26 protein-coding genes and 2 pseudogenes are annotated in these 26,983 nt (G+C 32.6%); 1 reads left to right on the top strand and 27 read right to left on the bottom strand.

All coding sequences use genetic code 11. From position 1 onward, the window contains the following. Window positions 1-100: 100 nt before the first annotated feature. The 4 genes from ABYT26_RS01310 to ABYT26_RS01295 form a co-directional block, all read right to left on the bottom strand. The gene (locus ABYT26_RS01310) at window positions 101-1,819 is read right to left on the bottom strand and encodes a response regulator (RefSeq protein ID WP_372751077.1); all 1,719 of its coding nucleotides are present in this window, start codon (window positions 1,817-1,819) and stop codon (window positions 101-103) included. Between the two features lies 1 nt (window position 1,820). Continuing rightward, window positions 1,821-2,924 (bottom strand): FIST signal transduction protein, encoded by a 1,104-nt coding sequence (locus tag ABYT26_RS01305; protein ID WP_372751076.1) that lies wholly within the window; start codon window positions 2,922-2,924, stop codon window positions 1,821-1,823. A 173-nt stretch (window positions 2,925-3,097) separates the two neighbouring features. Further along, window positions 3,098-4,264 carry an adenylate kinase gene (locus ABYT26_RS01300; protein WP_372751075.1) on the bottom strand — a complete coding sequence of 389 codons (1,167 nt, stop codon included), beginning with the start codon at window positions 4,262-4,264 and terminating at the stop codon, window positions 3,098-3,100. A gap of 94 nt (window positions 4,265-4,358) precedes the next feature. Then, entirely contained in the window at window positions 4,359-4,622 is a 264-nt protein-coding gene (locus ABYT26_RS01295; protein WP_372751074.1) for a hypothetical protein, read from the bottom strand. A 337-nt stretch (window positions 4,623-4,959) separates the two neighbouring features. On the opposite strand from ABYT26_RS01295, the gene ABYT26_RS01290 reads away from it, so the two are divergent. After that, window positions 4,960-5,346, top strand: coding sequence for a hypothetical protein (locus ABYT26_RS01290; RefSeq protein ID WP_372751072.1), 387 nt, complete (start codon window positions 4,960-4,962; stop codon window positions 5,344-5,346). Between the two features lie 54 nt (window positions 5,347-5,400). Here the strand turns inward: ABYT26_RS01290 and ABYT26_RS01285 are convergent, their stop codons facing one another. From ABYT26_RS01285 to ABYT26_RS01175, 23 genes and pseudogenes are all read right to left on the bottom strand, one after another. After that, a complete protein-coding gene (locus ABYT26_RS01285; RefSeq protein WP_372751071.1) occupies window positions 5,401-6,006 on the bottom strand; it encodes a trimeric intracellular cation channel family protein in 606 nt (201 codons plus the stop codon). A 106-nt stretch (window positions 6,007-6,112) separates the two neighbouring features. After that, window positions 6,113-7,081, bottom strand: a pseudogene (locus ABYT26_RS01280) (phosphate acyltransferase); the annotation flags it as partial. A 69-nt stretch (window positions 7,082-7,150) separates the two neighbouring features. Then, window positions 7,151-8,374: pseudogene (locus ABYT26_RS01275) on the bottom strand (malic enzyme-like NAD(P)-binding protein); the annotation flags it as partial. 222 nt (window positions 8,375-8,596) lie between these two features. After that, window positions 8,597-9,070, bottom strand: a complete 474-nt coding sequence (locus ABYT26_RS01270) for a hypothetical protein (RefSeq protein ID WP_372751070.1) — start codon at window positions 9,068-9,070, stop codon at window positions 8,597-8,599. Between the two features lie 100 nt (window positions 9,071-9,170). After that, on the bottom strand, window positions 9,171-9,905 hold the full coding sequence (locus ABYT26_RS01265; protein ID WP_372751069.1) for a tetratricopeptide repeat protein: 735 nt from the start codon (window positions 9,903-9,905) through the stop codon (window positions 9,171-9,173). 105 nt (window positions 9,906-10,010) lie between these two features. Beyond that, on the bottom strand, window positions 10,011-10,865 hold the full coding sequence (locus tag ABYT26_RS01260) for a glucosaminidase domain-containing protein (protein ID WP_372751068.1): 855 nt from the start codon (window positions 10,863-10,865) through the stop codon (window positions 10,011-10,013). Between the two features lie 139 nt (window positions 10,866-11,004). Further along, the gene (cobC, locus tag ABYT26_RS01255) at window positions 11,005-11,541 is read right to left on the bottom strand and encodes an alpha-ribazole phosphatase (RefSeq protein WP_372751067.1); all 537 of its coding nucleotides are present in this window, start codon (window positions 11,539-11,541) and stop codon (window positions 11,005-11,007) included. A 3-nt stretch (window positions 11,542-11,544) separates the two neighbouring features. Continuing rightward, window positions 11,545-12,306 carry an adenosylcobinamide-GDP ribazoletransferase gene (locus ABYT26_RS01250; RefSeq protein WP_372751065.1) on the bottom strand — a complete coding sequence of 254 codons (762 nt, stop codon included), beginning with the start codon at window positions 12,304-12,306 and terminating at the stop codon, window positions 11,545-11,547. A 3-nt stretch (window positions 12,307-12,309) separates the two neighbouring features. Next, window positions 12,310-13,356, bottom strand: coding sequence for a nicotinate-nucleotide--dimethylbenzimidazole phosphoribosyltransferase (gene cobT / locus ABYT26_RS01245; RefSeq protein WP_372751064.1), 1,047 nt, complete (start codon window positions 13,354-13,356; stop codon window positions 12,310-12,312). A gap of 20 nt (window positions 13,357-13,376) precedes the next feature. After that, window positions 13,377-14,432: a nicotinate-nucleotide--dimethylbenzimidazole phosphoribosyltransferase gene (cobT, locus tag ABYT26_RS01240; RefSeq protein ID WP_372751063.1), complete on the bottom strand. Its 1,056-nt coding sequence runs from the start codon at window positions 14,430-14,432 to the stop codon at window positions 13,377-13,379. A 101-nt stretch (window positions 14,433-14,533) separates the two neighbouring features. Then, complete coding sequence (locus tag ABYT26_RS01235) at window positions 14,534-15,046, bottom strand: bifunctional adenosylcobinamide kinase/adenosylcobinamide-phosphate guanylyltransferase (RefSeq protein ID WP_372751061.1); 513 nt, start codon at window positions 15,044-15,046, stop codon at window positions 14,534-14,536. A 96-nt stretch (window positions 15,047-15,142) separates the two neighbouring features. Next, window positions 15,143-16,090: an adenosylcobinamide-phosphate synthase CbiB gene (gene cbiB / locus ABYT26_RS01230; protein ID WP_372751060.1), complete on the bottom strand. Its 948-nt coding sequence runs from the start codon at window positions 16,088-16,090 to the stop codon at window positions 15,143-15,145. Beyond that, on the bottom strand, window positions 16,069-17,097 hold the full coding sequence (locus ABYT26_RS01225) for a histidinol-phosphate transaminase (protein ID WP_372751058.1): 1,029 nt from the start codon (window positions 17,095-17,097) through the stop codon (window positions 16,069-16,071). The genes cbiB and ABYT26_RS01225 overlap by 22 nt, the downstream gene beginning before the upstream one ends. 170 nt (window positions 17,098-17,267) lie before the next feature. Next, window positions 17,268-18,182 (bottom strand): dihydroorotate dehydrogenase, encoded by a 915-nt coding sequence (locus ABYT26_RS01220; RefSeq protein ID WP_372751057.1) that lies wholly within the window; start codon window positions 18,180-18,182, stop codon window positions 17,268-17,270. After that, a complete protein-coding gene (locus ABYT26_RS01215; RefSeq protein WP_372751056.1) occupies window positions 18,176-18,937 on the bottom strand; it encodes a dihydroorotate dehydrogenase electron transfer subunit in 762 nt (253 codons plus the stop codon). The genes ABYT26_RS01220 and ABYT26_RS01215 overlap by 7 nt, the downstream gene beginning before the upstream one ends. Window positions 18,938-18,998: 61 nt before the next feature. Continuing rightward, window positions 18,999-19,430, bottom strand: coding sequence for a helix-turn-helix transcriptional regulator (locus tag ABYT26_RS01210; protein WP_372751055.1), 432 nt, complete (start codon window positions 19,428-19,430; stop codon window positions 18,999-19,001). Between the two features lie 1,074 nt (window positions 19,431-20,504). Continuing rightward, window positions 20,505-20,882 (bottom strand): hypothetical protein, encoded by a 378-nt coding sequence (locus tag ABYT26_RS01205; RefSeq protein WP_372751054.1) that lies wholly within the window; start codon window positions 20,880-20,882, stop codon window positions 20,505-20,507. Between the two features lies 1 nt (window position 20,883). Continuing rightward, complete coding sequence (locus tag ABYT26_RS01200; RefSeq protein ID WP_372751053.1) at window positions 20,884-21,606, bottom strand: M48 family metallopeptidase; 723 nt, start codon at window positions 21,604-21,606, stop codon at window positions 20,884-20,886. A 53-nt stretch (window positions 21,607-21,659) separates the two neighbouring features. Then, a complete protein-coding gene (locus ABYT26_RS01195) occupies window positions 21,660-21,947 on the bottom strand; it encodes a hypothetical protein (RefSeq protein WP_372751052.1) in 288 nt (95 codons plus the stop codon). 123 nt (window positions 21,948-22,070) lie between these two features. Continuing rightward, window positions 22,071-22,571: an RNA polymerase sigma factor gene (locus ABYT26_RS01190; RefSeq protein ID WP_372751051.1), complete on the bottom strand. Its 501-nt coding sequence runs from the start codon at window positions 22,569-22,571 to the stop codon at window positions 22,071-22,073. A 180-nt stretch (window positions 22,572-22,751) separates the two neighbouring features. Beyond that, window positions 22,752-23,627 (bottom strand): MerR family transcriptional regulator, encoded by an 876-nt coding sequence (locus ABYT26_RS01185; protein ID WP_372751050.1) that lies wholly within the window; start codon window positions 23,625-23,627, stop codon window positions 22,752-22,754. A 100-nt stretch (window positions 23,628-23,727) separates the two neighbouring features. Continuing rightward, window positions 23,728-25,521 (bottom strand): fasciclin domain-containing protein, encoded by a 1,794-nt coding sequence (locus tag ABYT26_RS01180; RefSeq protein WP_372751049.1) that lies wholly within the window; start codon window positions 25,519-25,521, stop codon window positions 23,728-23,730. A gap of 104 nt (window positions 25,522-25,625) precedes the next feature. Continuing rightward, window positions 25,626-26,930 (bottom strand): dicarboxylate/amino acid:cation symporter, encoded by a 1,305-nt coding sequence (locus tag ABYT26_RS01175; RefSeq protein WP_372751048.1) that lies wholly within the window; start codon window positions 26,928-26,930, stop codon window positions 25,626-25,628. Window positions 26,931-26,983: the final 53 nt, after the last annotated feature.

Here is a 26,983-nt window from a genome sequence, read left to right as displayed (position 1 = left end):
GGCTTCCTTTTATTTTAACATATCCTATTTAACGTAATGTTGATTATAGGACAAATTGTAATCGAAGAAAACATTCTTTATCTGGTAAAGATCCAATCAACTATAAGAACTTTTGTAAGATTTCAATTAATTTATGAGGATCAATAGGTTTTGTTATGAATTCATCAGCCCCAACATTAAAGCATTCCTCTTTTTCATTGTTCAAAGTAAAAGCAGTCTGTACAATAACTGGAAGTGTCTTGTTGTAAGATTTAATCTGTATAATAGCATCTAAACCACCAACTACAGGCATTTTCATATCCATCAGAACTAAGTCGATTTTTGGGTCATTTTTTTTACAAATATCTATAGCATCTTTGCCATTTCTAGCCCAAATTACATTTGCATGAGTTAATTCAATAATCGCATTAAGGTAATTGAAATTAGACTTAACATCTTCAGCAATTAAAATAGTACGGCCGCAATAATCAATGGATTCAATTCCAGAACCATCAATTCGAATTTTATATTCATTTCTATTACTCGTATCTCTTAGTAATTTTAGATTTGATTGTCCTGTGTTATGTACTTTAAAATAGAAATTTGAACCAATATTTTCTTTGGTATCAAACCAGATTTCGCCGTCTAAAAGTTCCACGATTTTTTTGCACAGTGTTAAGCCAATACCTGAACCTTCAAATTTCCTTGTTGAACTACTTTCTCCTTGTATAAAAAGATCAAATACACTATCTTCTTTTTCTGGTGAAATTCCAACACCAGTATCCTTTATGTAAAATATTGCAGTTGTTTGATTTTCGATAAAATACCCAATTTCAATTGTTCCTTTTGATGTAAACTTTATAGCGTTATCAATCAGATTGTTAAGTATTTGTATGATTTTGTTTTTATCGGAATAAATTTTGAAAGTATCACTATTATCTGGTAATGTTAACCTAAAATCAAGATCTGCTTTATTAGCATTAGCTTTGTGAATTTTAAATATATCTGTGATAATTGGGTTTATAACAAAAGTGTCTTTCTGAATACTCAATTGATTTGTTTCCATTTTAGAAAGATCAATTAAGTTATTGATAAGTTTTAAAAGTTTTTGGCTATTATTGGATATATTATTAATGAAGTTTTTTCTTTCTGTAATAGATATGTCACTATCTGATAGTAAGTTAGAAAATCCAACAATTGCATTTATTGGTGTTCTTATTTCGTGACTTATATTCGAAAGAAAAGCTGATTTTAAAAGTTCTGATTCACCAGCTACTTTCTTCGCTTTTTCGAGTTGATTTTTTGTTTCCTTAATGGTAATTAAGTCTTCTACTGATGTTTCATGAGAAATGCATGCTTTCAATGAAACTGAAAATTTAGACATCACATTTTTCAATTTTGTTTGATCAATATTGGTCCAAATTTGTTTTTTAAACGATGAGTAAAGTGCAAGTAACCCGATATCTTCTAGTAGAAAAAAAGTGATCACTCCCCCCTTCTCTGCTTTTAAGCCGATTTCTTCACTAATTTTTTCAGTTAATATGCATGAAAATGATGTGTTTTTTCCTCCAAAGTATTCTTCTATAAAATTAGGGTTACTTATAGTAGTTTTTTGGAGTTTAACAATTGGATGAGAATAAATTAAGCCTAATCCCTCCTGATTTTTATTCGAAGGAATAGCTCTATTTTGAACCCAAACTGCACCAAACTCAATATTTTTAAATGACATTAAAGAATGCAGAAACTCCTTGCAGTTTTCTTTCTTATCCAATGATTGTCCGATGGATAAGGATAATTCGTATAAAAACGAGATGTCTTTTAGTAAGTTTTGAGTATACATTTTAATCGAAGTATGAAAAACCTAGTACGACAGATTTATTTAATATTTCTGGATAACCTTCCCCGTTGGAATGAATTTCCCCAATTGAAAGGACTCCTTCTAAATCGAGCTGGATGTTATGATTTTTGAATTCATCAGATATTTGACCTAATTCAATACAAAAATCTGTATCCAGATGCCTTTCTCTTGAGATACAGTTAAAAATTAATGCATCAGATACTTTTACATTTTTTTCAATACTTTCACTTATTAATTTTCTAGGAATAGATTTTAAATCCTGCCTCTCCATGGTCATAAGATCAATTAAGGAATTTTGGTCAACATTGGCTGCACATTGTAAATAGCCTTCTTTAGAGACTCTAATTAGATCTCGTATGATGTGATTCTTACTTTCTTTATAAATACCAAATGGATAATACAAGGAGTACTGATCAAAATTTTGAGGATCTATATCAAGATCTAAAATTTCTTTCATGAAACGTTGATAGACTATAAAAGCATTTTCCCAATTAATTTCATAAATAAGATTTTTGTCTGTTTTTGTGGCTATAAAAGGACCAAACAGTTTTTTCCAGCTATGTACCGATTCACTGGTAATTTTAGTTTTTGTAAGAATAATCATAGTTCCCGATTGAAAGACACCATCATTACTAAACAAAATTTCCTCTTTATTGCCCGAATTTCTTCCTGCTCCACCACCTAAAAATTTAACATCGTTCCCTAAATAAGTATAGAGTAAACGAATGTCATCGGAGTTATTCGACGATATGCCAGATGTTAAAATATAAGCTGTAGAAAATTTTGTATCTCTAAAGTCGAAAATTTGTCTGGTGAAAGTTCCTGGCGAATCAAAATAAATCGATATGGTGTGCTTCGGAATTATCTTAATAATAACTCCATTCATGGATGTTTTATTTCTACTGATAATTTTAGGAAAAACACCACCTGCAAAATTTATATTTTTTCGATTTAGCAAGGTAATAAGTTCTTTAAGAGATATTTGTGCATCTTCACCGATAAGTATCAACGCAAAAAACTCCATAGAAAACTTCTGGTTTTCTATGGAATTTAAAATATCTTTTATCTCAGGATTCTCCAAATACATCGTCTCTTCTCTCTTTAGCAGTCTACAATCTTAGTAAAATTGTAATGATTTACCTGATGTTTTTCAATAAAATAAATTTATCTACATATATCAAGAAGTATTATATTTAAATATAAGAGCTGGAAAAGGGAAAAACAGCCTTAAATAGAACTTTAAAACTGTTTTCGATCCAATTATCTAATTTTTTTGAATGATTTATTGACCACTTCGCTTAATCTCTGCAATACTTCTTCTTTGCTCCCGGCACCGTTAACAATTTCGAATTTATTTTGTTTGGAATAATAATTAGTTACATTAATACTCCTTTTTTCAAATTGTTCTAGGCGGTGTATAATTATTTCAGTATTGTCATAGAGTCGTTTACCACGAGTTTTTCCTCTGTTTGATAAACGTTTTATAGATTCAAGAGTAGATACATCGAGATTGATTGATGAAGTAACTGTTGAACCTAATTTTCTCAAAAGCCCATCTAAAATGTATGCTTGAACTATGGTTCGGGGAAATCCTTTAAAGATAAATCCATTTGCATCTGGATGTTTTCGAATCTGTCTCTCAATCAAACGAATGGCAATTTCATCGGGTACAATATCACCTTTTTCAATATAGGTTTTAGCATTTTTACCCATTTCAGTGTCTTTTTTGATTTCCTGACGCATCAAATGTCCTGTTGAAATGTATTCTAAATTGAATTGTTCAGCTAATTTACGCCCCTGTGTACCTTTTCCTGAACCTGGAGGTCCTAATAATACAAGATTAATCCAAGATTTTTGAAGTGTGTGATCGATAATAGATGTTAATCGATCAAAAATTTGATCAATTCCCCCCAAACCATCAATACCATGATAAATATCTTTTTCCTTATAGAAATTAGCAACAGGAGCTGTTTTAGTATCGTATTCTTGCAATCGAACAGTAATAACTTCTTCGGTGTCATCAGCTCTATTCTCTTTTTTTGCACGATCTAGTAAACGACTTCGTAACTGATCGGAAGGCACATTTAAACTTAACATACAGTCAAGTTTTGTATTCATTTTCAGTAGTAAACCTTCTAGAATATATGCTTGCACAGTTGTTCGAGGGAATCCATCAAAAAGGAAACCATTCACCTCTTTATTGGTTTGAATGCGCTCTTCAATAATTTGGACAATAATTTCATCAGGAACTAGTCCTCCTTTTTTAATGATATCTTTTGCTTGTAGACCTAAATCTGTTCCTTCTGCAATTTCACTTCTTAATATATCTCCTGTTGATATATAAGCAAGATTGTATTTTTCCACAAGCATTTTTGATTGTGTTCCTTTACCGGCTCCAGGAGGGCCAAAAAGTGCAATATTCAGCATGTATAGAAATTTATATTTGTTATGATTGTTGTAAAGTCAAATTTAATAAAAAATACATTTTATGATGTGTTTTTGAAGAAATGTTCTGATGGAATTATTTTAGAAACATGAGAAATGAAAACTTACGAGCTGTATTTTGAGCAAAAACACTTAAAGACCAGCATAATAGATGCAGAATTCCTAAAAATAAGAAAGTAGGAAATACGGGGCCATTCCAAAATGAATAATTTGATATGGCAAAGAATATATATCCAATTATTAAAAAAAAACTTCCAATAAATTCAAATCTCCAAACAACAATTAAACCCAAAAGCATGATGATATTGGCTACAAATAACTTAATTTCTTGTATTGTCATCGAATGTATGTTAGGCGATCCAATTTCAATTGCAAACCAAATAAAAAATAGGAATAAAAAAATTCCTAAAAAACGTGCTATCCAGCGAAGTATGGTTATGATTAGTTTCAATTCAACTTATATTTTTAAAGGTTATCAGATCTATAAATAGGTCTCTATCAAATATAAATGAATTAATATTCAATTGAAAATTACCGAATTGGAATAAAATCAAAAAAAGTTTTTGTGATTTTATTCCAATTGCATTATCAATTTGATTATTAGGCTGTTTAAGTTGACATTCGTTGTGTAATGTCTTATATTCTAGTATGGAAATTATTTAAGTAAATGAATGATTATGAAGGCAAATTTTTTGTGTCCGAATTGCAGAAGCTATCTAAATGTGGGGAAAAATATTGTTGTTGTTGTGAAAAATGCAAACGGCGATAAAGGAATTTTGCTACTAAGTATTCAACTGGGAGATTATAAAATTAAAAAGCATGCTAATTTTGACATTGAAGATGACGAGATTATTAAAATCTATTGCCCCTCCTGTTCCAAAAGCATAAAACATGATAGCGTATATGATAATATTTATAAAATATTAATGCAAGACGAAGAAGATCAGGAATATGAAATTCTTTTTTCAGGCATATATGGAGAAAGGTGCACTTATCAAATTCGGGGTTGTAAAGTTTCATCTTTTGGTGAAGATGCTGGTAAATATTTGGATTTAACCATCTAATAGATTCCTCGTTTAGTTACCTGAAATAAAAAGGCATAAAGTATGATTTTATTGCTAATGACTTAATACAGGAAGCGAAAGTTTAAATCGTATGCAAATGATTCGAATCATGATGATAAAACTAATGGTTATGAATTGATTTAAAGAAGAATTAATACCTGCAGAATTAAGGAAAATAAATAAAATTCCTCCAAATAAACAGGCTGTCGCATAAATTTCTTTCCGAAAAATTAAAGGAATGTCATTGCAAAGTGTATCTCGAATAACTCCTCCCATTACAGCCGAAAATAGGCCCATTATTATGGATAAAAAGGGATGAATTCCCAAACTTAAAGACTTTTCAATTCCAATAATTGTAAATACTCCTATTCCAATTGTATCAAATAAAAACAGGGTTTTTTTTAATTGCATAATATATGCTTTAAACAAAAAAGTAAGTACAACTCCAATGGATATAACCGTTAAATAGTTGATATCACTAATCCACCCCACGGGAAAATTACCTAATATTACATCACGCAGAGTTCCTCCACCAATAGCGGTAATGAAACCTGTGAAATAGGCACCAAAAAGATCAAGTTTTTTGTTGGCTGCCGATAAGGTTCCACTTATTGTAAACACAAGAGTTCCTACTAAATCCAACCCATACAAAACGGTCATAGCTTATTTTAAAAATTCACACAAAAATCTATAAAATAATTGAATTCCAAAGAAAAGGGTGAAATTTAATTTCACCCTTTTTCTTATCTATTTGTTTTAAGGTTATTTACCCTTGCGCATCAACAACAGCAATGGCTGTCATATTAATGATTTCGCGTACTGAACATCCCATTGGAATAATATGAAATGATTTGGCTGTCCCTAATAAAATAGGGCCAATATTTTCCGATCCACCCAGATCTTTCATTAATTTATAAGCAATATTTCCTGAACTTAAGTTGGGGAAAATAATGGTATTCACATCTTTCCCTTTAATTTTTGTAAAGTTAAAAGTAGAATCGCGTAAATTTTTGTCCAATGCAAAATTAAGTTGCATCTCACCATCTACAAGTAAATCAGAATGATTTTCGTGCAATTTTGTGATCGCTTTGTTTACTCTTACCGGACTTCCTTTTCTTACAGATCCGAAATTAGAATAAGAAACCATTGCAATTACCGGATCGATGTTAAAGCTTTTTAAAGCTCGCGCAGTACTAAGCGTTGTATCAACCAAAGACTCGGCTGTTGGTTCGGCATTTACTGTAGTATCTGCAAAGAAAAGAGGGCCTTTTTTGGTCATGATAATATTCATTCCTACTAAAGTTTTCATTCCTTCCTCGATACCAATTACTTTCCGAGCAACTTTTAGGGCTTCAAAATAACGGGTCGCATATCCAGAAATAAATGCATCTGCATCGCCATTTTCCACCATCATAGCACCAAAATAATTTCGGTCAAACATTTTTTCGATAGCTTCTTTATCTGTTAAACCTTTTCGTCCACGTTTTTCGCACAATACATTGGCAAAGTGATTTCGTCGTCCCGCTTCCGAATCAGATCTAATATCTATAATCTCAGCACCTTCGAGATCTAAATCGTTTTCTTTGATAATTCTTTTTATATTCTCTGGATTTCCTAATATAATAGGTTTTGCAATGCCATCATGAAGAACGATTTGTGCAGCTTTTAGGATATTAAAGTTATTTCCTTCGGTAAAAACAACACGTTTTGGATTGCATTTTGCTTTATCAAAAATTGTTCTGATTAATTCATTTTCTGTCCCTAAACGGTGTCTTAATTCTTCAGCATAGGCATCCCAATCGCTGATTACTTTTCTGGCTACTCCCGAGTCTACAGCAGCTTTTGCAACGGCTACAGCAACGGTTGATACCAATCTTGGATCCATTGCTTTGGGAATAATATAATTACGTCCAAATACAATATTGGCTTCGTTATAAGCTGCATGAACCGATTCGGGAACAGCTTCTTTTGCAAGTTTTGCGATAGCATGCACCGAAGCTATTTTCATTTCCTCGTTAATAGCGGTTGATCTAACATCTAAGGCTCCTCTAAAAATGTAAGGAAATCCTAAGACATTGTTAATTTGATTAGGATAATCTGACCGCCCAGTAGCAACGATTACACCTTCTTTTGCCTCAATAGCTTCATGGTAATCAATCTCAGGATTTGGATTTGCCAATGCGAAAACAACAGGATGTTCGGCCATACTTCTCACCATTTCCTGATCTACGATTCCACCTACCGATAGTCCCAAGAATACATCGGCATCAACCAAAGCTTCTTTTAGTGTGGTGATATCACGCTTAGTGACAAATTGTTTTTTTTGTTCTGTTAGATTAGTTCTTTTGCTATTTATTACACCACGACTGTCACACATTACTACATTTTCGGGTTTAACCCCCAATGCAATATAAAGTTTGGTGCATGATACGGCAGCAGCTCCAGCTCCGTTAACAACCACGGAAACATCTTCGATTTTTTTATGGTTAATTTCAAGAGCATTGAGTAACCCTGCTGAAGAAATAATAGCAGTTCCATGCTGATCATCGTGCATAACCGGGATATCCAATTCTGCTTTTAGTCTTTTCTCAATTTCGAAACATTCAGGAGCTTTAATGTCTTCTAGGTTAATTCCTCCAAAGGTTGGAGCAATCATTTTTACTGTTTCTATAAATTTATCTACATTACTTGTATCAACTTCAATGTCGAATACGTCGATATCAGCAAAAATTTTAAATAACAAACCTTTACCTTCCATTACAGGTTTACCTGCAAGTGCACCTATATTACCCAAACCTAAAACTGCTGTTCCATTTGAAATTACTGCAACCAGATTCCCTTTTCCCGTGTATTTATATGCATTTTCAGCATCCTTTTCAATTTCTAAGCAGGGTTCTGCAACTCCAGGACTGTAAGCTAGACCTAAATCGCGTTGAGTTCTGTATGGTTTTGTGGGTATAACTTCTACTTTACCTGGACGGCCTTCTGAGTGATACCTTAGGGCATCTGATATGCGGCTTTTAGACATTATTTAAGTATTTTGGATATGATGAATAAATATTTTTCAATCAAGCGATTGAATAAACAAATATGGGAATTATTGTTATTAAACTATTGGCTAATTACCTTAAAAACAAACAGAAGTCGGCATCGTTTTGAATATCTGTTAATTAGGAATAAATAAGAATAAAGGAAAAATTCTAGATTTATCGCGTTGGAATTCTCATACAAATCTATTTTTTTATTTATCCTAATTTCCAGTGATGAAGAAAGAATGAGCAAAGTTATTTTGAATCAGAAATGTATTATCGAAGCTCTGTTGATTGCCTTCTGAATCTTGAATTATGATTTTTTCTATCTTCCATTCTCCATTTTCCGATTTTTTCTTGAATAGCATTCGTCCGAGTAGGAAAGCAGTCTGTGATTTTTTCCTATTTATACATGATGTGTTGAGGATCACATTGCCTGATGGAGAGATAAAATAAATAGTTACCCGATTTAATCCGTATTGAGAATAGGCTTTTAACGAGAAAAACAAGGTTTCGGAGGAACGATTTACATTGATAGAATTTTGGACTAAACTAATGGATTCCAGACTAAACTTGGAACTATTTCTCACATTTAGTTTATCTCCGTAGCTAAACAGATGAAACAAGAGAAATAATAAAAGTAAAGCTAGCTTGGAAAAACTATCAGTAAAGGAAAAGCGGTTCAATATGTTCATTGTAAATGTTTGGCTAAAATTAGAATAATTATTAGCTGAGCAAACAAAAAGGGATACCTAAAAGAGGTATCCCTAATCAATTTATATTTTATCTATACAATTATTTCAATAATCCTTTTACTGTTGAAATAGTAGAAGCAATATCTTCACGACTTGGAGCTATTGTTTTTGCTTTATTTAATTCAACAATCGCTTTTTGATAAAATGAATTGGCTTTAACTGATTCTTCTTTATACTTTTCAGGTTCAGTATTTGCTACCGGTGTAGCCGCTTGCATAATTTTAGCACCTTGATTGTAGTATAATGTACCTAAGCTAAACAATGCGTCAGCTTGATATTTCGATTTGTCGGTTGCAGCTTTCTGATATAAAGTTTGTGCCGCTTCAAATTCATTAGCTTTTTGGGCTTTTTGTCCTTCTATTAAATAATGTTTCGCAAGAGCTTTAACTAATTTGGATTTTTTAGTTGGGCATGCTTCAATACCTTCTTCTAAGGTACTTACCATTTCTTCAGATTTCTTTTGATTTTTTTGAGCGATTGATTTATAATAATACGCAGTTGATTTTTTGTAATTATTTTCAATCGATTGGCCAAAATAAAGTTCTGCCTTAGCATAGTCTTTTATTTTGATGGCACAATAACCTGAATTGAAAACTAAAGCAGGATCATCAACGGTATCCTCAGCACCTAAGAATTTTTCGTAATTTGCAAGAGCTGATTTATAATCTTTCGATTTCAGTGCGGTGTTTCCATCATTTTTAAATTGAGCTGCTGATTGAGCAAAAACACCAACTGCACTTAAACAAACCGCAATAATCAGAATAATTTTTTTCATACTAATGTAACTTTTATGATTAATCAATTAATTAATTTTCTTTTAAAACAAGCCTAAAAATAGCGATTTCGAATAAAAATAACGAAGAAATAAGCTTACTTTTTTTCATTCTTTTAAAAACATTTCAGAAAGTTTAATTTCCTTTTCTACAAAATATTCACTCCCGATTACATAAAAATCATATTTTGTAAGGTTATTACTTTCTACTATTTCTTTCAATTTTCTGGTATATGTATCACCTAGCTCAGAATAACGATTCAATAAAGGAATTAAAATGAATGGGTTATCAGATTCAAATCGTTCTTGTCTGAACTTTTGATATGCATCAACTCGAGCAATTGTTTCGAAGTAATCTTTTACCGAATCTTCAATTGAAGCATAACTTTTCACATAAATGCTTGTAGAATCTCTTCCTACAAGGGCCTTTATTCGGTTTTCGTCTGAATTGTATGACCATATTCCAAAAATATTATTCCCATCCTTTAGAAATCGAGATGATCCCCAACCAGATTCTAATGCTGCTTGTCCGAGTACAATACTAACGGGATGCGGTTTTAATCGTATTTTTAATTCTTGTATTTCCTTACAATTATATGTGTCAAACAGTTGACAAATAAAAAGGCTATCTGTTTTCAGCATAGAAGGGTTCTTCTGTAACCAGTTTTCGATGTGCTCTATTCTGCTTATTTTTTGAGATAAAGAATGTTGAGCAACAAGTATAGAAGGCAATAGCATTTCTACAAACTTCTGCTTCTTCTCATCTACCTCTAAGTTTCGTAAAGAAATTACTTTAGTGTATATATAAGGAACTACCGTAGAATCTGTAATGGTATGAATATCATCTTTGGTTTCTATTAAAGCATATTGAGGTTTTATGGATATTTGCCGAAAAGTACTTACTTTTTTACAGCTCACAAGAAAAATTCCCAGACAAATAAAGAAATATATTATGGTACGCATCACTAGTTATTTTAAGCTTCTTAAAGTAATTATTTCTTTTACTGAATTAACTTCACTTGTCAAAATACGGACTTAACATAGTATGTGACAAAAAAAATCAGGAATAAGAAATTCTTGATTGTACGAATAAAAAGCTTAATTAGTTCGAAATAGGGACAAGAATAAGCTCACCAAAATCGGCAGCTGGTTCATTAAATGAGTCTTCTAATTTGATATTTTTTTCTATAGCCATTATGGTACGAATGACACCGCCATGAGTAAAAACGGCAACTTTATTGCAATCCTTACTTTTAATTTCATTCCAAAATTCCAAAACCCGATCACGCAGCATTACAAAGGACTCTCCGTTGGAACACTTTTTATTTACAAAATCGTTCATCCAAACCTGAAGCAGGGGATCTTTTATTTCGTCCCATACTTTACCTTCCCAATCGCCAAAGTTAAGTTCCATTAACCTTAAATCTTCTTCTACTTTTTCGCCAAAAATATCAGTAGCCAACTGTTTTGCTCTGTTTAAGGGACTTGTAATAACTAGATCAAAATCAATATTTTTTAGTTTTTCTTTTATTAATTCCAACTCTTTAGGATAGCTATCAGCCAATTCAACATCTTTTTGTCCATAGCAAACGCCTGGCTCCACATTTACTTTTGTATGTCTGATTAAATATATTTCCATTTTTTATAGTGCTTGATTATAAATTATCATATAGGATAGGTAAAATACGATTTCGCAAACTTGTTGAGTGGCTCCAATGCAGTCGCCAGTAAAACCACCTATCCATTTTTTAAAATATTTACCTAGCAAAAATTTAGCTAGAAAAACAGGAAGGAGAACTAGAAAGAATTTAGCATTCCCCAGCAGTGCAATAGGCAATACGCCAGTAAGTAACATGAAAATTAAATTCTTTTTCGATAATTTTTGAGAGTAATCTTTTGCTTTTGAATTTTCGGTTCTTGCATATTGATGTGTATTTACCAAGCTAGCGGCAAACATTCTAGATACTGAGTGAGCTGCAATTAAAATAATTGGCAATTCGTTGGCAGAAATAGAATATTGACAAAAGAACTTGGTCATTACTAGAAAAACTATGCCAGTAACACCAAATGCACCAATTAAGGAATCTTTCATAATTTCCAAAATTCGTTCTCGTGTCCAACCACCACCAAAACCATCACAAACGTCCATAAAGCCATCCTCGTGCAATGCTCCAGTGAACAAAACAGTAGCTCCCATGCTCAACATCACTGATAAATTAAATGGAAAAACCAGGTTGGTTAAATAAAATACTAAGCCAGCCACACTACCAATAATTATCCCCGATACAGGAAAATATTTTATGGCTTCGTGCTGATATTCTTTTTTGAATTGTGCCCACTTGGGAAAAGGCACTCTGGTGAAAAAAGAAAGTCCTGTAAAAAATATGTCTAATTCTCTTTTCATTTACTAGTTTATAATTTGGTCACTATTGGTAACTCCAGCATCCTCAAAGCTAGCCATTTGATTTAGAAAATTCACCGCCGATTCTATAATTGGATAGGCTACAGCAGCTCCTGTTCCTTCGCCCAATCTCATTCCCAAATCTAGAATTGGCTCAGCCTCTAAATGCTTCAAAAGGTATTTATGTCCATTTTCATTTGATTTATGTGTGAAAATGCAATAATCCAGAATGTTCGCATTTAGTTTTGATGCTGCCAAAAGTGCTGCACTAATTATGAAACCATCAACCATAATAAGCATTTTAAGTTCGGCAGCTTTCAGCATGGCACCAACAATCATAACAATTTCGAAACCTCCAAAATAAGTTAAAATATTTTCTGTCGTATGATCTCCTTTGTAATTATCAACAGCTTTTTTCAGAATTTCATATTTCTTTTTTAGGCCTTTGTCATCCCAGCCAGTTCCTCGTCCTACGCATTCTTTTAAATCAATATCTGCCAAAAGATTCAATAAAATAGCCCCCGAAGAAGTGTTTGCGATTCCCATTTCGCCAAAGCCAATAATGTTAGATCCTTCGCAATGTATTTTTTCGCAAAGATCAGCACCTCGTTTCATTGCTATTTTAAATTGTTCATTGGTCATTGCAGAACCTCTCAAATAACTTTTGGTTCCATAATCAACCTTCGCATCAATTACGCCTGAATTTTTCTCAAAATCATAATTTACCCCTGCATCGACTATTTTAATATCGATTCCATTCTGCTCGCTAAATACATTAATAGCAGCACCCCCGCCAATAAAGTTAGCGACCATTTGCCATGTTACTTCTTGAGGATAAGGACTTACACCATCTAGAGCAATTCCATGGTCGGCAGCAAAAACAATAATTGTTGGTTGTTTTAATTCCGGACTAAGTGTATTTTGAATGCAGCCAATTTTTACGGCTAATTGTTCTAATACTCCTAAGGATCCGAGGGGTTTTGTTTTCAGATCAATTTTATGTTGAAGCGGTTTTTCTAATTCTTGATTTGGTTTACTTATGTTGAAATTCATATTAGTATCGAGTTAAATTTTTAACCTATTAGTTCAGATTCTTTCGATTCGCTTACTCCTGCGGTTTGAAAAGAAGCCATTTTATTAATAAATTCTACTGCACTTTTTACAATTGGAAAACATACCATTGTACCTGTTCCTTCTCCCAAACGCATTCCAATATCCAATATAGGTTTAGCCTGCAAATAATTTAGCATTTTAATGTGTGCCTGCTCGTTCGATTTGTGAGCAAACAAGCAATATTCCAATACATTAGGGTTTATTTTTGAAGCTGCAAGTAATGCTGATGTGATGATAAAACCATCAATTAACAAGGTCATTTTTAGCTCTGCAGCTTTCAACATTGCACCTGCAATCATCACTATTTCAAATCCACCAAATTGTGTCAACACATCAATTGCATCATTTCCACCTTTGTATTGTAGCAATGCTTCATTCAATAGTTCAAATTTTGATTTCACACCTTTCTTATCAAGCCCAGTACCTCGGCCTACACACTCAATCAATGGAATGTCGGCTAAAACACTTAGCAAGAGTGCTGCTGAAGATGTATTTCCAATGCCTTTTTCTCCAAAAGCTATAAAATTACAGCCCTCTTTATTGATATTTTCAATGATTTCAGAACCTCTTTTGAGTCCTTCCAGACATTGATCTTTAGTCATAGCAGGTCCAAAGCGATAATTTTTAGTTCCGTAGTCAATTTTTTTATTGATAATTGATAGCGAAGGATCAAAATCATGATCAACACCAGCATCAACAACTTTAAAATCAATTTTATGTTGTCTGGCAAATACGTTAATGGCAGCACCACCTTGCATGTAATTGTAAAGCATTTCATAGCTCACCGATTTTGGATAAAAACTTACTCCTTCATCTGCAATTCCATGATCTCCTGCAAATACTATTACATTAGGATTCTTTATTTTAGGCACTAAACTTTCTTGAATTTTTCCAATTTTAAAGGCAATTTCCTCTAACATTCCCAATGAACCAAGAGGTTTGGTTTTGCCATTGATTTTTTTCCACAACTCTCCATCCAATTTTGTTGACAAAGAAGGTATTTTATATTCCATCATGCTTATATATTATTTATAACCATACTATTTTTATCTAAAAAGATAAAAATGAATAGATTTTTATTCTTTATTTAGTTAATTTCTAATTGAATTAACTTGTGCTATTTTGTATTTTTAATATCAAGGGGAATTCCTGAAATAATTAAGGTTACACGATCTGCTTTATTTGCAATATATTGATTAATACTTCCTTGTAGATCGTTGAATCTCATTGCCATTTTATTTTCGGGATGTCCGCCTAATCCTAATTCATTGGTTACAATTATCCAATCGCACTCTTGGCTAAATAGTTTTTCCAATTCTTGACTTGCTTCGAACATTGACTTTTTATCGTCCTCTCCATTATCAAAAAATAAATTATTTAACCATAAAGTAATGCAATCAAGAAGGACAAGTTTACCTGAAAAATCATGCTGGCTTAAGTACTTCTCTTCCTCAATGGTAGTCCACTGATTTCCACGTCTTTTTTTGTGAATTTCAATTCGTTCTCGATGATTTTCGTCCCAGATTCGGGATGTTGCCAGGTAAAGAGGATGATCGCTTTGTGACAATGCCTGTTCTTCGGCAAATAAACTTTTTCCTGAACGCTGACCTCCAGTTATTAAATGAATCATGCTCCAATTTATTTAAATCGATGTGTTTTCGACTTGTAATTTTAAAAATGTGAAGTTACAAATTTATGAAGCTAGCAGAAATTTAATCTTTCTTTTTTACAGCAGTATTTCGTAGGGAAAATGCACCGCTACGATAATAAGAATAGCCACAAAACATACAGAATGATTAACGTACCGGAGTTTATTCATATCTTTCTGTTCAATGGGACGTGGATTTTTACCAATCAGTGGTTTTTCTACTCTTTTTCCATAATAATCATGTGCACCTCCAAATTGACAATTGAGAATTCCTGCCAAAGCTGATTCTGGATAACCTGCATTTGGACTTGTATGGGCACGACCAAATTTAAACAGGTAAATAAATCCCCTGGAACTACCACTAAGTAAAACCATTAACAATGCAGTGATTCGTGCAGGAATAAAATTTGCCACATCATCAAGTCGTGCTGCCACTCGCCCAAACAAAAAATATTTTTCATTTTTATAGCCAATCATGGAATCCATAGTATTAATCATTTTGTAGCACATCATTCCTGGAATTCCTCCAATAGCGTAGAAAAACAAAGGTGCAACTACACCATCCGATAAATTTTCCGATAAGGTTTCAAGTACAGCTAAACGTATTTCTTGTTCGGATAGTTTGGAGGTATCTCGTCCTACAATCCAGGATAATCTTTTTCTTCCTGCTTCTATCCCTTTTTCATTCAGATACTTACAGACTTCAAATCCTTCTTGCAATAAACTCTTATTCGCGAGTCCATAAAAAACCATAATCGAACTGAATAAAATATAAACCGTTGCATTCCAATTCGAGAGAAGATTAGAAATGAAGAATAAAACAAAATATGTACTTGCAGCTAGTCCTAAAGCCATTATTGCACCTTTGAACAATTGATATTTTCCCTTATTCAAGTATTTGGTAAAAAAAGAAATTGTGTTTCCAAATAATACAATTGGATGTGGTAATTTTCTGGGATCACCAAAAATAAGATCCAAAATATATCCAATCAGTAAAGGGAGTATTATGAATTTAATTTGCTCCATTGAGAAAGTGCTTCGATTAATAATTGATTTTTTTCTTCGCTTTGAGTGGCTACTCTAAAAAAAGAAGAATTTAAGCCTCGAAAGTTGGCTGCATCTCGAATTAGGATTCCAAAATTATAAATTAGATGCTTTTTTAATTCAAAAGCAGTCGATTTTTCTAGTTCAACCAAAAAAAAGGATGTTTTTGAAGGATGAATTTTGAATCCTGAAATTTCGTTTATTTTTTCAGTAAGTTTTTTGGTTGCTGATTTATAGAAACTTATGGGAGGAAGAAAATTGTTTTTATGAGCTAAAAGGTATTTTCCAGCCTCAATTGCTAGTGAATTAACCGTCCAGGGAGCCTTGTAGAATTTAATATTCTGTACCATTGCCCGGTTTGTAATTAAATATCCCAATCTCAGGCCGGGAATTGAGAAATTCTTGGTTAGTGATTTTACTAAAATCAAATTTTGATGCTCTTTGAGTAAATTGATGCAGGAGTCAATTTTATCGGTAAAATCGATGTAGGCTTCATCTACAATAAAAGTGGATTTTGAATTCAATTTTATCATTTCATCCAATTCTTCCAATGAAAGGATACTGCCAGTTGGATTATTTGGATTGCAGATCCAAACCAAGCCTTCTTCAAAAATAGTCTTGCCATTTAATTCTGACCAATTAATAAAGAAAAGCTCATGGTTATTAACCTTACAAGCATCTTCATATTCTGAGAAGGTAGGAGTTACGATGCTGGATTTTGATTTATAAAAACACTGTGCAATAAGGTAAAAAGCTTCAGTTGCACCATTTGTTGCTATTATTTGATCTGGATTTACTCCTAAGTCTTTGGACAGTGCATTTACCAAACTTTCAGCTGATGCTTCTGGATAGGATTGAATTTTATCCCAATTTTCAAATAAATAGTGCTTTAGATCTTCAGATTTACCACCAAACCAAACATTTGTGCTAAAATTCGCAACTATGCTATGTTCGTATTGATAACCATCATCACCATGTCCGTGTAACATCTTCTAATATAGTGTTTTATAAATGTTAATATTCTTAATTGTAAGCTGTTTATGCTGGTGTTTTGCGGTTTTATTTATTGGAATAAAGCAAAGAGTTTACATTTGCAATTACACATGTAAACTCCAGAATCAGCAATTAAAGAATTATTTCTTTAATTTAACAAGCTCTATTACTGCAACTTAAGAGCTCCAATTAAATCAGTTATATTTTCCACCTGATGTCTTACCATATAGTCCCGAATTCCTTCAACAATCTTAACTGTTACTTGAGGATCGATAAAGTTCGCAGTTCCTACTTGAAAGGCAGAAGCTCCTGCAAGAATAAATTCGATAGCATCTTTTGCATTCATTATACCTCCTAAACCAACAATGGGGATATTAACAGCATTAAAAACCTGCCAAACCATTCGTAAAGCTACTGGTTTTAAGCAGGGGCCAGATAAACCTCCTGTAATTGTTGATAAAAGAGGTTTTCTACTTTCTGAATCGATTGCCATGCCTAGCAATGTATTAATAAGTGATACGGAATCAGCTCCTTCAGCTTCAACAGCTTTAGCTATTTCGCTTATATCGGTAACATTAGGCGATAACTTTACCATTAAATGCTTTTTGTAAACTTTACGAACCTCACTAACAACTGAAGCAGCTGATAAACTACTAGTACCAAAAGCCATGCCGCCCTCCTTTACATTAGGACAAGATATATTCAATTCTATGGCAGGGATTTTATCCAGTTCATTGATCATTGCAGCTGTTTCAACGTAGTCACTTATGGTTGAGCCCGAAACATTCACTAAAATATTGGTATCGTAATGATTAATTCTAGGATAAATCTGATCGCAGAAATATTCAACCCCTTTGTTTTGCAAACCAACAGCATTAAGCATTCCAGATGGTGTTTCAGCCATTCTAGGATATGCATTTCCTTCCCGATGATGTCTGGTAGTTCCTTTTACAAGAATGCCTCCTAATTGATTAATATCGATAAAATCTTCGAATTCTTCACCATATCCAAATGTTCCGGAAGCAGTCATTACCGGATTTTTAAGAATCAGATCCTTAAGTTTTACTTCCAAATTTACCATTTTAACTCATTTATATTGAACACCGGACCTTCGGTGCATGTACATATATTACCTCTTTTTGTATCGGTTACACAGCATAAGCAGGCTCCAATACCGCAAGCCATTGTGTTTTCGAGAGAAACTTCGCACGGAATGTTATTACTTTTAGAATACGCAGCTACTGCTTTCATCATGGGTTCTGGACCACAAGTAAAAGTGTAATCAAACTTCTCGTTTAGCACTGAATGTTGTGTGGGATAGCCTTTTTCACCAATTGAACCATCCTCTGTAGTAACGAAAATGCGACCATATTCTTTGTACGGATCTAATTCAACCGCATCGAATGCAGAACGAACACCCAATAGGGTTGTTACTTCGTTTCCTGCATCAGCAAGCTGTTTAGCTAGGTATAGCAAGGGTGCTACACCACAGCCTCCACCAATCAAAAGGGTTTTAGCGTTTTTAGGGATGGAATATTGATTTCCTAATGGGAAAATTAGATTAAGCTTTTCGCCAATGTTTAACTCGCTGAGTTTAGCTGTGCCTTCTCCAATTTTTTTAATGTATAATTTGATGATATTTTTCTCGTAATCAACAAAATGGATGGATAAAGGTCTTCTTAGGAAGGTATTTGTTGCATTTTCTACAAGAGCATTAACAAATTGTCCTGGCTTAATGTCAGGTAAAGGTGTAGATGCCTCTACATCAATGATAAAAGTGTTTTCGTTAAGCTCTTTTTTGTGCAGTACCTTAAAATCCTGTACTAATTTTTTCATGCTGCCTGGTTATAATAAACTGTATAGGTATAAACGCAGGCAAAGGTAAGCTAAAAAATGTTTAAGAAGGATTGTATTCTTTAAAAGTTTTATCAGTGTAAAACACCACTACTTTTTCGATCTGTTTTCCTGATGTAAATGCATTCATATCCAGCATAGGTTCAGTATTTGAAGACAAAGTAGGACTTGGCTCCTTATTTAATTTAGGAGGGTGATTAGTCTGATTTTCAACTGCTATTTGCTCTGTTCTTGTTTCCTTAAATAAGGATGTTGTGCCTTCTTCTGATTTATACATGTTACCAATTCCTGAAATAAGCCAATTAGGGTCAATATTAGAGAATGAGCTCAATATTTTTTGTACAAAGTCTAAGCTGGGGTTATTACGACCAGATAGAATGTGCGAAATACTGGATCTTTGAACACCAATGGTATCTGCAAATTTTGAAGAGGTTAAGCCCTCACTATTAATTAGCTGGACAATTCGATTTTTCATAGTAATTGTATAATTGTGAATTTTACAGATGTTAATTGTAATAACAAGACAAACTTAAAATAAATATTACAAAAGTCAAAATTTTAAAGGCGAATAATTATACAATTGTAATTTACTAAGGTAAACTTCAATTCAGATAAATACAATTTTGTAAATTAATACACTTGTTACTTTTGTAAATCCCACAGAAGACCACACCTACAATACTTTAGTGAATTACATCTAAATGCCGTTTTGTTAATAGGATTAATATCTTCTTGTGATTAGAAAGCTTACTTATATCCTATTAACTGACCTAATCGTTTTAAGTTACTGATATTCTGTGCTTATGTTCGTAAAATGAAATTTTTACAAAAATAAATAGTGGAAATTTACATTTTTTAATACTTCTGGTGGAAATTGTTATGAAAACGATAATATAATCACTTTAAATAGATTAATTAACATACTGAATAATAGGCAACTAAGATTTTTGAAATTCACTTATAAATACCAAATTTACACATTTGAATACATTTGTCACAAAACCCTTAAAGTATCTATTTACTAGAATTAGTTAAATGACTAGCTATCAGAATAAAACATCCTATAACTAAAGGCGTATTACAATATTAACAAATACTCCTTTTCTAGAAGATTTATAGTTTCTGAACTTATCAGGATTCCAATATATGTTTTAAATTGTAAATTACATAAGTGAACCGTATGATCTTTTCTATGCAAATAGATAACAATCGTAAATTAATATTGTGAATTTATAAAGTTACAATACTAAACTGTGAGTAATTGTAATTTGTAAATTAGAAACTTCTCTCGCTGGAAAAAATTCAAGTTAATATGTGAATGTTTAGATGATATTTGTAACCACATTCCCCATTGGTTTACAAATATTGGATTGTAATGAGCTTAAAAAACGCATTTTAGCATTTAATCATCTCTAATTCAGTGTAATGTATGGTATTTAGGGGATTTGCAGGAGTTTGTATTACAGAAAAATTGATGGAATACAAACCTCGTGGAGAAATGTAAACACAAATTTATCAATAGATTAGATATTTACTATTTGCAATAGTTCTATTTTTTACTTTTGGGAGTCTTTCTTATTTTTAAAAAACCCATAACTAAAATGTAAATGGCAAATACGACAATTAGAATCCGGAGTAGTAAATTTTGATTGTCTATTTGAGCAGTAGAAAGAATATCTCTTGATAATGCTGGAATCATGAAAATTAACAGAGCAAAAACTATAATTAACTGGATATAAAGAAAGGCCAATTTTAATTTCTCCTTTTTTATTGATGTAGGCGATTGAACTGATGTTGTTTTTTTAGCCTTTTTACGTGCTTTTGTATTCTTATGAGCACTTCTCCCACTTAGTAACTGCCTTAATTTATTACCCACTAAAAAGGTTAATATGCAGATACCAATTAAAATATAAATATGCTGGTTCATACTAATATATTGTTGTAGAGTAATTCTTAATTGCTTTTCTTTTTCGTTTTAGTTCTGAACAATGCTGTTCTAAAAGATGATAAAAATCTTTAGAGTGATTTTTAACTATGGTATGGCAAAGCTCGTGAAGAATTACCATATCGCAGAGTTCGTGAGGTAATCTCATTAAATGAAGATTGAGGTTTATTTTATTATCGTGAGAACATGATCCCCATCGACTTTTGGTATTTTTAATGGTAAGCGATTGGTAGTTAAACCCACATGTTTCTGCTAATTGCTTAATTCTCTTGGGAAGATAATAATTAGCCTCTCTGCGTAAAGTTTCAATAATAGAATTTTGTATGAAAGATTGTAATTCCTTATTTTCGATGGTGCACCCTAGTGGATATGTTACCTGCAGATTACCATCAGAGAGTTTTGCGGAATAATTATTTACATCAGCAGGACAAAGTTGGAGCTTATGAAATCGGGTTTTAAATTCGATCTCTGGGCTAAAAATCGATTGATTACTTTCCTTCGCTTTCGCTCTTATCTGATTCTTTTTTATCCATTCCTTATTTTGCAATGAAAAGTGAATAGCTTCCTTATAGCTAATTGTGAAAGGAACATTCACCCATACGCCTTTATTTGGGGCTATTCTAACAGATAAGCGCTTAAATCTTTTACTCTTTTTAAAAAGAATTTCTCCAATTTCCTTTATGACAATTATTTTTTCTTCGGGCATAAAAAAAGCTTTGCAAACTATGCAAAGCTATCAGAAAAATCTTTTGAAAGAAATTATTTTTTCTTAATTAAATTACTCAATTTCTGAAACGATTCATCAACATTTTTGATTAAATCAGTATAAACAGCCTTATAGTAAGCTTTAACAATTTTAGCATTGTCTTTACCGTCAGGATGATTTACTCGAGCAATTAATTCGTTGCGTGAAACAATTGTATTTTTTACAATTTCCATTACTTCATCTTTGTTTTCAGGATGTAAATAATTGTAATTGTAACAATCTGAAATTACCTCAAAACAAAGGTAATCGATATCTTTTTTTAAGCGTCTTCTACTTGCCATATTTAGATGTTTTTATAAATAAGTTGCAATACAGAAAGAATCTGTTATTGGTTAGCAAATATAAGAAAGACTTATTAATAAATAGGAATATTTGATCAATAATAATTAGGACTTTATCCGATATCAATGTTGTGCAAATTCTCTAAGGTTACTCATTAAAAATTTTCGAGCTTGAAAAATACGACTTTTAATTGTACCAATAGGCAAATCTAAATGTTCAGCAATCTCACGATATTTAAATCCATCTAAATACATCTTAAAAGGCTCCCTCATTGAGGTATGCAGTTTATTAAATTCCTCAACTATTTCATTGTAAGTATGTAATGATATAGGATTGTCTCCTCTGCTGTTGGCTATGGCATTTTGATTTTTTGTTTCGTGTAAGATCCATTCCCTCTGCTTCAACTTTCGTCTGTAAGCATTAATAAATATATTTTTCATGATGGTAAAAGTCCAGGCTTTAAGATTGGAATGGGTAAAATTAGCACTATATGTAATCGCTTTTAATAGTGTATCCTGGCATAAATCCATGGCATCCTCCTGATTGGCTGTTAATCGAAGAGCATAAAGCTTCAATTGAGGATTTAAGCTTACTATATTTGTTTTGAATTCAATTGCTGTCATGGTATCTTGTTTTGTGATTGTTTAACAAATTTACCAAAAGACTAAACAAATGTCAAGTCGTAAAATTTTTCAATACATTGAATAAGCTTGTATTCTAAATAACAAAAACTCATTAAAGCATTGCTACAAAGACTTTAATGTATTTTCAATAGATAGAAATAAAATAAGATTTTCAGGTATTTATTTTAATATACTCCTAAAATCAGAAATATTTGATACTAGTTTGAAATTATTAGGAATAGAAAGGTTTTCTTGTTTCAGCTGCGATCCCGTAACGAATAATTTAATTTCATTAAATTCAGTAGCTAAAGATCTTAAATAACCGCTTAAATCGCTTAAGCTAATTGGAGAGATAAAAGAGGTAAATAAGTAATCTGGCTTGTATTCTTCTACCACGTTTTTTAAATCAGTAAGAGGAAGATCTTGGCCAAGGTATAATGTTTTAGCTCCATTTTTTTTCGCTATGTAATTATAAAATAAAATACTAACTTCATGTAATTCTCCCTGTTTTAAGAAAAAGACAATTTTTTTTGAAGAATTGTGCCTTGGGCCGGATACTGAGTCAATGGCGGTAAATAGTTTTTGTCGGATTAAATTGGAAATGAAATGTTCCTGTGCAGGACTTATGGTTCCCACTTGCCACAGAATTCCTATGCGTTGAAAAAAAGGAAAAAGAATTTGAATTGTAGTATTTTCCATTCCTTTCTCTAGTATGCATTTGTTCAAAACGGACTCAAAAAGATTCTCATCAAAATTAATGCTTGCCAATATCAACTTATCAATACTTGTGTTTTTTATATCCATCATCTTAGAAACCTCCAAAACTTTAGTTTCTATATCGATACTTTTCATTTCTGCTAATGTGGAAATTTTTATTCCAGAAGCATTTAGCATTGATATGTTTAGTAGCCTTCTAAGGTCTTGATCGGAATAATAGCGAATATTCGTTTCGGTACGTTGGGGTTCAATAATTGCATACCTTCTCTCCCATATTCGAATTGTATGTGCTTTTATTCCTGTAATTTGTTCAAGATCTTTAATAGAATATCTACTCATTTGTTTATCAGTTAGATGAAAGAGAATAGTGCATAATGCAAAAGTAAATCTAAATAAATTATATAAAACCTGCAGAAAGACTGCAGGTTTTATTGCTTTTTTAGTCTGGTATAAGGACTTTATTAATTACATGAACAACTCCATTCACTCCTTGAACATCAGCTGCAATAATATTTGTGTCATCATTAATTATTACATCTGATCCATCTATAGTAACAACAAGATCTGCGTCAGCATTAAGGGTTTCTACTGTACCCGCAGTAACATCTGTTGATCTTATATTACCCGAAACAACATGGTATAGTAATATATTCTTTAAGTCGTCAGCATCAATGTCATCAATACCAGAAACGCCTAAATCGGTAAATAATTCTTCAAAAGCGGTATCGGTTGGAGCCAAAACAGTAAATGGTCCATCTGCCCTAAGATCATCTTCTAAACCCGCTCTTACTATTGCTGCTGTTACATGAGTAAATGATGGATTTGCAATTCCTAAATCAACCACAGTTGGAGGAACTAATCCTTCATCAATAATATGAATAACTCCGTTTGAAGCCTCAACATCTGGGGTTGTGACATTGCTAGATCCATTAAGTAGGACACCGGATTCTGTATCAATTAATAATTGAATTCCAAAATCAGTTTGGGGAAATAAACTTAGCGTTTCAACATAACCAGAATTTAGATCCGTAGACATTTCTATGCTTCCCAAAACATGATATAGTAATATTTGGGTTCCTTCTCCTTCCGAAAGATCAGAAAAATGGTTTATTCCAAGATTGGAAAACAGGATTTCAAATGCATCATTCGTAGGTGCAAAAACAGTAAATGTTCCATCTGAATCGAGTGTTTCATCCAAATCCATTGAAATGAGGAATTCCATTAGAATAGTAAAATCACTGTTAGCCGAAACGATGTCATAAATTGATTGAGGTTCCTCTTCATCTGAAGGTACAATCACTTTATCAATAACATGAACAACTCCATTTTTACCTTGTACATCAGTAGCTATAACATTGGAACTCCCGTTTAAAACTACACCTGATCCTTCGGTGTCGATATCTAAATCAAAATCTTGGTTTAAAGTAGCTACCGTACCTGTGCTAACATCGGCAGCTCTAACATTTCCCGACACAACATGCGCAAGAAGTATTGGTGACAGGATTTCTGCACTCAAATCATCAATCCCACTAACTCCCAATTCAGTAAAAAGAGTTTCAAAAGCTTCATCAGTAGGTGCAAATACAGTAAAAGGGCCGTCAGCTATGAGGGCATCTACCAAATCTGCTTTTACTACTGCAGCTACTAAATTTTCAAACAAAGAATTTGCAATTGCTATATCAACAACTGTAGGTGGAAGCAGAACCTGATCGATTGTGTGAATCACACCATTGGAAGCCAAAGCATCAGCAGAACTAACATTAGTTGCACCATTCAATTCAACCCCTGAATCTACATTTACTAGAATTTGAATAGAATAATCTCCTGGATCGTAGGTACTCAAACTTTCAACATATGAGTTGGATAAATCTGCAGAAATTGCCTCAAATCCAAGTACATGATACAAAAGTATGGGTGTTAAATCATCAGCACTAAGATCTTCAATACCCGTAATATTTAGTGTCGTAAATAGGGCTTCAAATGCGTCATTTGTAGGAGCAAAAACTGTAAATGGACCGGTTCCATTAAGGGTAGTTACTAAATCAGCTTTGCTAAGAGCTTCCTCTAAAATGGAAAAATCGTCAGTATCTACTACTATATCTACTATGGTTTCTTCCATAGTTTCAATTTGCACATCGTCATCGTCATCATCTTCTTTACAGGCGACTGTAAATACGAAAAGAAAGAGCATGAAAAATACTCCTAAATGTAATTTATAATTCCTGGATTTCATAACATTTGTTTTAATGGTTCAATGAAGAAACAAATGACAATCATTTTTGTTCATCTATTTTTACAAAAAAATAAACACAAATAGGAAACCAAAGGAATATTGCTCTAAATATGGGTTTTTTCAACTAAAACTTCAGGTACTGGATCTAATTTACCTTCACTCACAGCAACAATGGAAGCAACAGTTGCATCACCTGTAACATTTACTACGGTTCTCAGCATATCTAAAGGCCTATCAATACCTAATATTAGTGCCAAACCTTCTACAGGAATTCCAACAGATGTCAAAACAATAATTAACATTACAATACTTCCTCCTGGTACACCTGGAGATCCAATTGAAGCAATAGTAGCAGTTACTACAATAATTAACTGATCGTAAATATCTAAATCGACGCCAAAAACCTGTGCAATAAAAACTGCAGCAATTGCCTGATAACAGCTTGTTCCGTCCATATTTATGGTTACACCTACGGGAAGAACGAAACTAGCCACCTCGTTTGATACTCCTATTTTATTTTCAACACTCTCCATTGTAACAGGGAGCGTTGCAGCACTTGAACTAGTAGAAAATGCTAATAATTGGGCTGGAGAGATCGCTTTATAAAAATTGGAATATTTTATTGGTGTGAAGAATTTTAAAAAGAGTGGATAAATCACAAATATCATGATCAAAAGACCTGAAATTACGGTCAAGGCATATAGCCCTAGAGCTGAAAACAAATCCATATCACCCGAAAAATCAACAATTAATCCAGTAATTAAGGCAAATACACCGTAAGGTGCAAATAGCATAATAAGATCAATTATCTTTAAGATTATTGCATCTATCCCATTAAAAAATTCTCTAACGACTTTAATTTTTTTCTCTTCCAGAATAACCATTGCGATACCAAATAAAATAGCAAAGAAAATAATCTGTAGCATTTTGGAATTATCGGTAGCTGCTTCAAAGAAATTTGAGGGAACTACATCAACAAGAAATTTAAGAGGAGATTCATTCTTAAGTTCAGAGGCAAGATTCTTATTTAAATCAACGGTTGAATTGAATTTTTCTTGCAATTCAAGTTTTTTATGATCGGGAAATGTATTGCCAGGCTCAATAAAATTGACTAGAAATAAACCGAAGCTAACAGCAATAACTGTAGAAATTACATAAAGAGAAATGGTTTTGATACCAATTCGTGAAAGTTTTGAAATATTGGATAAACTAGAAATTCCTTTTACTAATGAGGTGAAAATTAAAGGAACTGCAATTAATTTTAGAAGATTCAAGAAAATAACACCCCAAGGTTTGATCCAATCGTTACTGATCTCAGAGAGGTTAAAATAAACAGCAAACAATCCTGCTAAAATTCCAAGGCCCATTCCTAATAGTATTTTCACATAGAGAGGTGTTTTTTTCCACATAACAAAGCTTTTTTTGGGGTAAGATGCAAATATAATGGATAAGACTAAAAAAA

The organism is Labilibaculum sp., from assembly GCF_041595635.1.
GTDB lineage: Bacteria > Bacteroidota > Bacteroidia > Bacteroidales > Marinifilaceae > Labilibaculum.
The sequence above is the reverse complement of the archived record's forward strand: the minus strand, read 5'-3'. Positions and strand labels throughout refer to the sequence as shown.

What these genes read in the sequence shown, in the direction of transcription:
- ABYT26_RS01185 (WP_372751050.1), bottom strand. Translation starts at nt 23,627, where the DNA reads ATGAGTAGATATTCTATTAAAGATCTTGAACAAATTACAGGAATAAAA.
- ABYT26_RS01290 (WP_372751072.1), top strand. Translation starts at nt 4,960, where the DNA reads ATGAAGGCAAATTTTTTGTGTCCGAATTGCAGAAGCTATCTAAATGTG.
- ABYT26_RS01215 (WP_372751056.1), bottom strand. Translation starts at nt 18,937, where the DNA reads ATGAAAAAATTAGTACAGGATTTTAAGGTACTGCACAAAAAAGAGCTT.
- ABYT26_RS01265 (WP_372751069.1), bottom strand. Translation starts at nt 9,905, where the DNA reads ATGAAAAAAATTATTCTGATTATTGCGGTTTGTTTAAGTGCAGTTGGT.
- ABYT26_RS01180 (WP_372751049.1), bottom strand. Translation starts at nt 25,521, where the DNA reads ATGAAATCCAGGAATTATAAATTACATTTAGGAGTATTTTTCATGCTC.
- ABYT26_RS01310 (WP_372751077.1), bottom strand. Translation starts at nt 1,819, where the DNA reads ATGTATACTCAAAACTTACTAAAAGACATCTCGTTTTTATACGAATTA.
- ABYT26_RS01305 (WP_372751076.1), bottom strand. Translation starts at nt 2,924, where the DNA reads ATGTATTTGGAGAATCCTGAGATAAAAGATATTTTAAATTCCATAGAA.
- cobT (WP_372751064.1), bottom strand. Translation starts at nt 13,356, where the DNA reads ATGAATTTCAACATAAGTAAACCAAATCAAGAATTAGAAAAACCGCTT.
- cbiB (WP_372751060.1), bottom strand. Translation starts at nt 16,090, where the DNA reads ATGGAGCAAATTAAATTCATAATACTCCCTTTACTGATTGGATATATT.
- ABYT26_RS01260 (WP_372751068.1), bottom strand. Translation starts at nt 10,865, where the DNA reads ATGCGTACCATAATATATTTCTTTATTTGTCTGGGAATTTTTCTTGTG.
- ABYT26_RS01250 (WP_372751065.1), bottom strand. Translation starts at nt 12,306, where the DNA reads ATGAAAAGAGAATTAGACATATTTTTTACAGGACTTTCTTTTTTCACC.
- ABYT26_RS01295 (WP_372751074.1), bottom strand. Translation starts at nt 4,622, where the DNA reads ATGACAATACAAGAAATTAAGTTATTTGTAGCCAATATCATCATGCTT.
- ABYT26_RS01210 (WP_372751055.1), bottom strand. Translation starts at nt 19,430, where the DNA reads ATGAAAAATCGAATTGTCCAGCTAATTAATAGTGAGGGCTTAACCTCT.
- ABYT26_RS01205 (WP_372751054.1), bottom strand. Translation starts at nt 20,882, where the DNA reads ATGAACCAGCATATTTATATTTTAATTGGTATCTGCATATTAACCTTT.
- cobC (WP_372751067.1), bottom strand. Translation starts at nt 11,541, where the DNA reads ATGGAAATATATTTAATCAGACATACAAAAGTAAATGTGGAGCCAGGC.
- ABYT26_RS01220 (WP_372751057.1), bottom strand. Translation starts at nt 18,182, where the DNA reads ATGGTAAATTTGGAAGTAAAACTTAAGGATCTGATTCTTAAAAATCCG.
- ABYT26_RS01225 (WP_372751058.1), bottom strand. Translation starts at nt 17,097, where the DNA reads ATGTTACACGGACATGGTGATGATGGTTATCAATACGAACATAGCATA.
- ABYT26_RS01300 (WP_372751075.1), bottom strand. Translation starts at nt 4,264, where the DNA reads ATGCTGAATATTGCACTTTTTGGCCCTCCTGGAGCCGGTAAAGGAACA.
- ABYT26_RS01285 (WP_372751071.1), bottom strand. Translation starts at nt 6,006, where the DNA reads ATGACCGTTTTGTATGGGTTGGATTTAGTAGGAACTCTTGTGTTTACA.
- cobT (WP_372751063.1), bottom strand. Translation starts at nt 14,432, where the DNA reads ATGATGGAATATAAAATACCTTCTTTGTCAACAAAATTGGATGGAGAG.
- ABYT26_RS01175 (WP_372751048.1), bottom strand. Translation starts at nt 26,930, where the DNA reads ATGTGGAAAAAAACACCTCTCTATGTGAAAATACTATTAGGAATGGGC.
- ABYT26_RS01200 (WP_372751053.1), bottom strand. Translation starts at nt 21,606, where the DNA reads ATGCCCGAAGAAAAAATAATTGTCATAAAGGAAATTGGAGAAATTCTT.
- ABYT26_RS01195 (WP_372751052.1), bottom strand. Translation starts at nt 21,947, where the DNA reads ATGGCAAGTAGAAGACGCTTAAAAAAAGATATCGATTACCTTTGTTTT.
- ABYT26_RS01190 (WP_372751051.1), bottom strand. Translation starts at nt 22,571, where the DNA reads ATGACAGCAATTGAATTCAAAACAAATATAGTAAGCTTAAATCCTCAA.
- ABYT26_RS01270 (WP_372751070.1), bottom strand. Translation starts at nt 9,070, where the DNA reads ATGAACATATTGAACCGCTTTTCCTTTACTGATAGTTTTTCCAAGCTA.
- ABYT26_RS01235 (WP_372751061.1), bottom strand. Translation starts at nt 15,046, where the DNA reads ATGATTCATTTAATAACTGGAGGTCAGCGTTCAGGAAAAAGTTTATTT.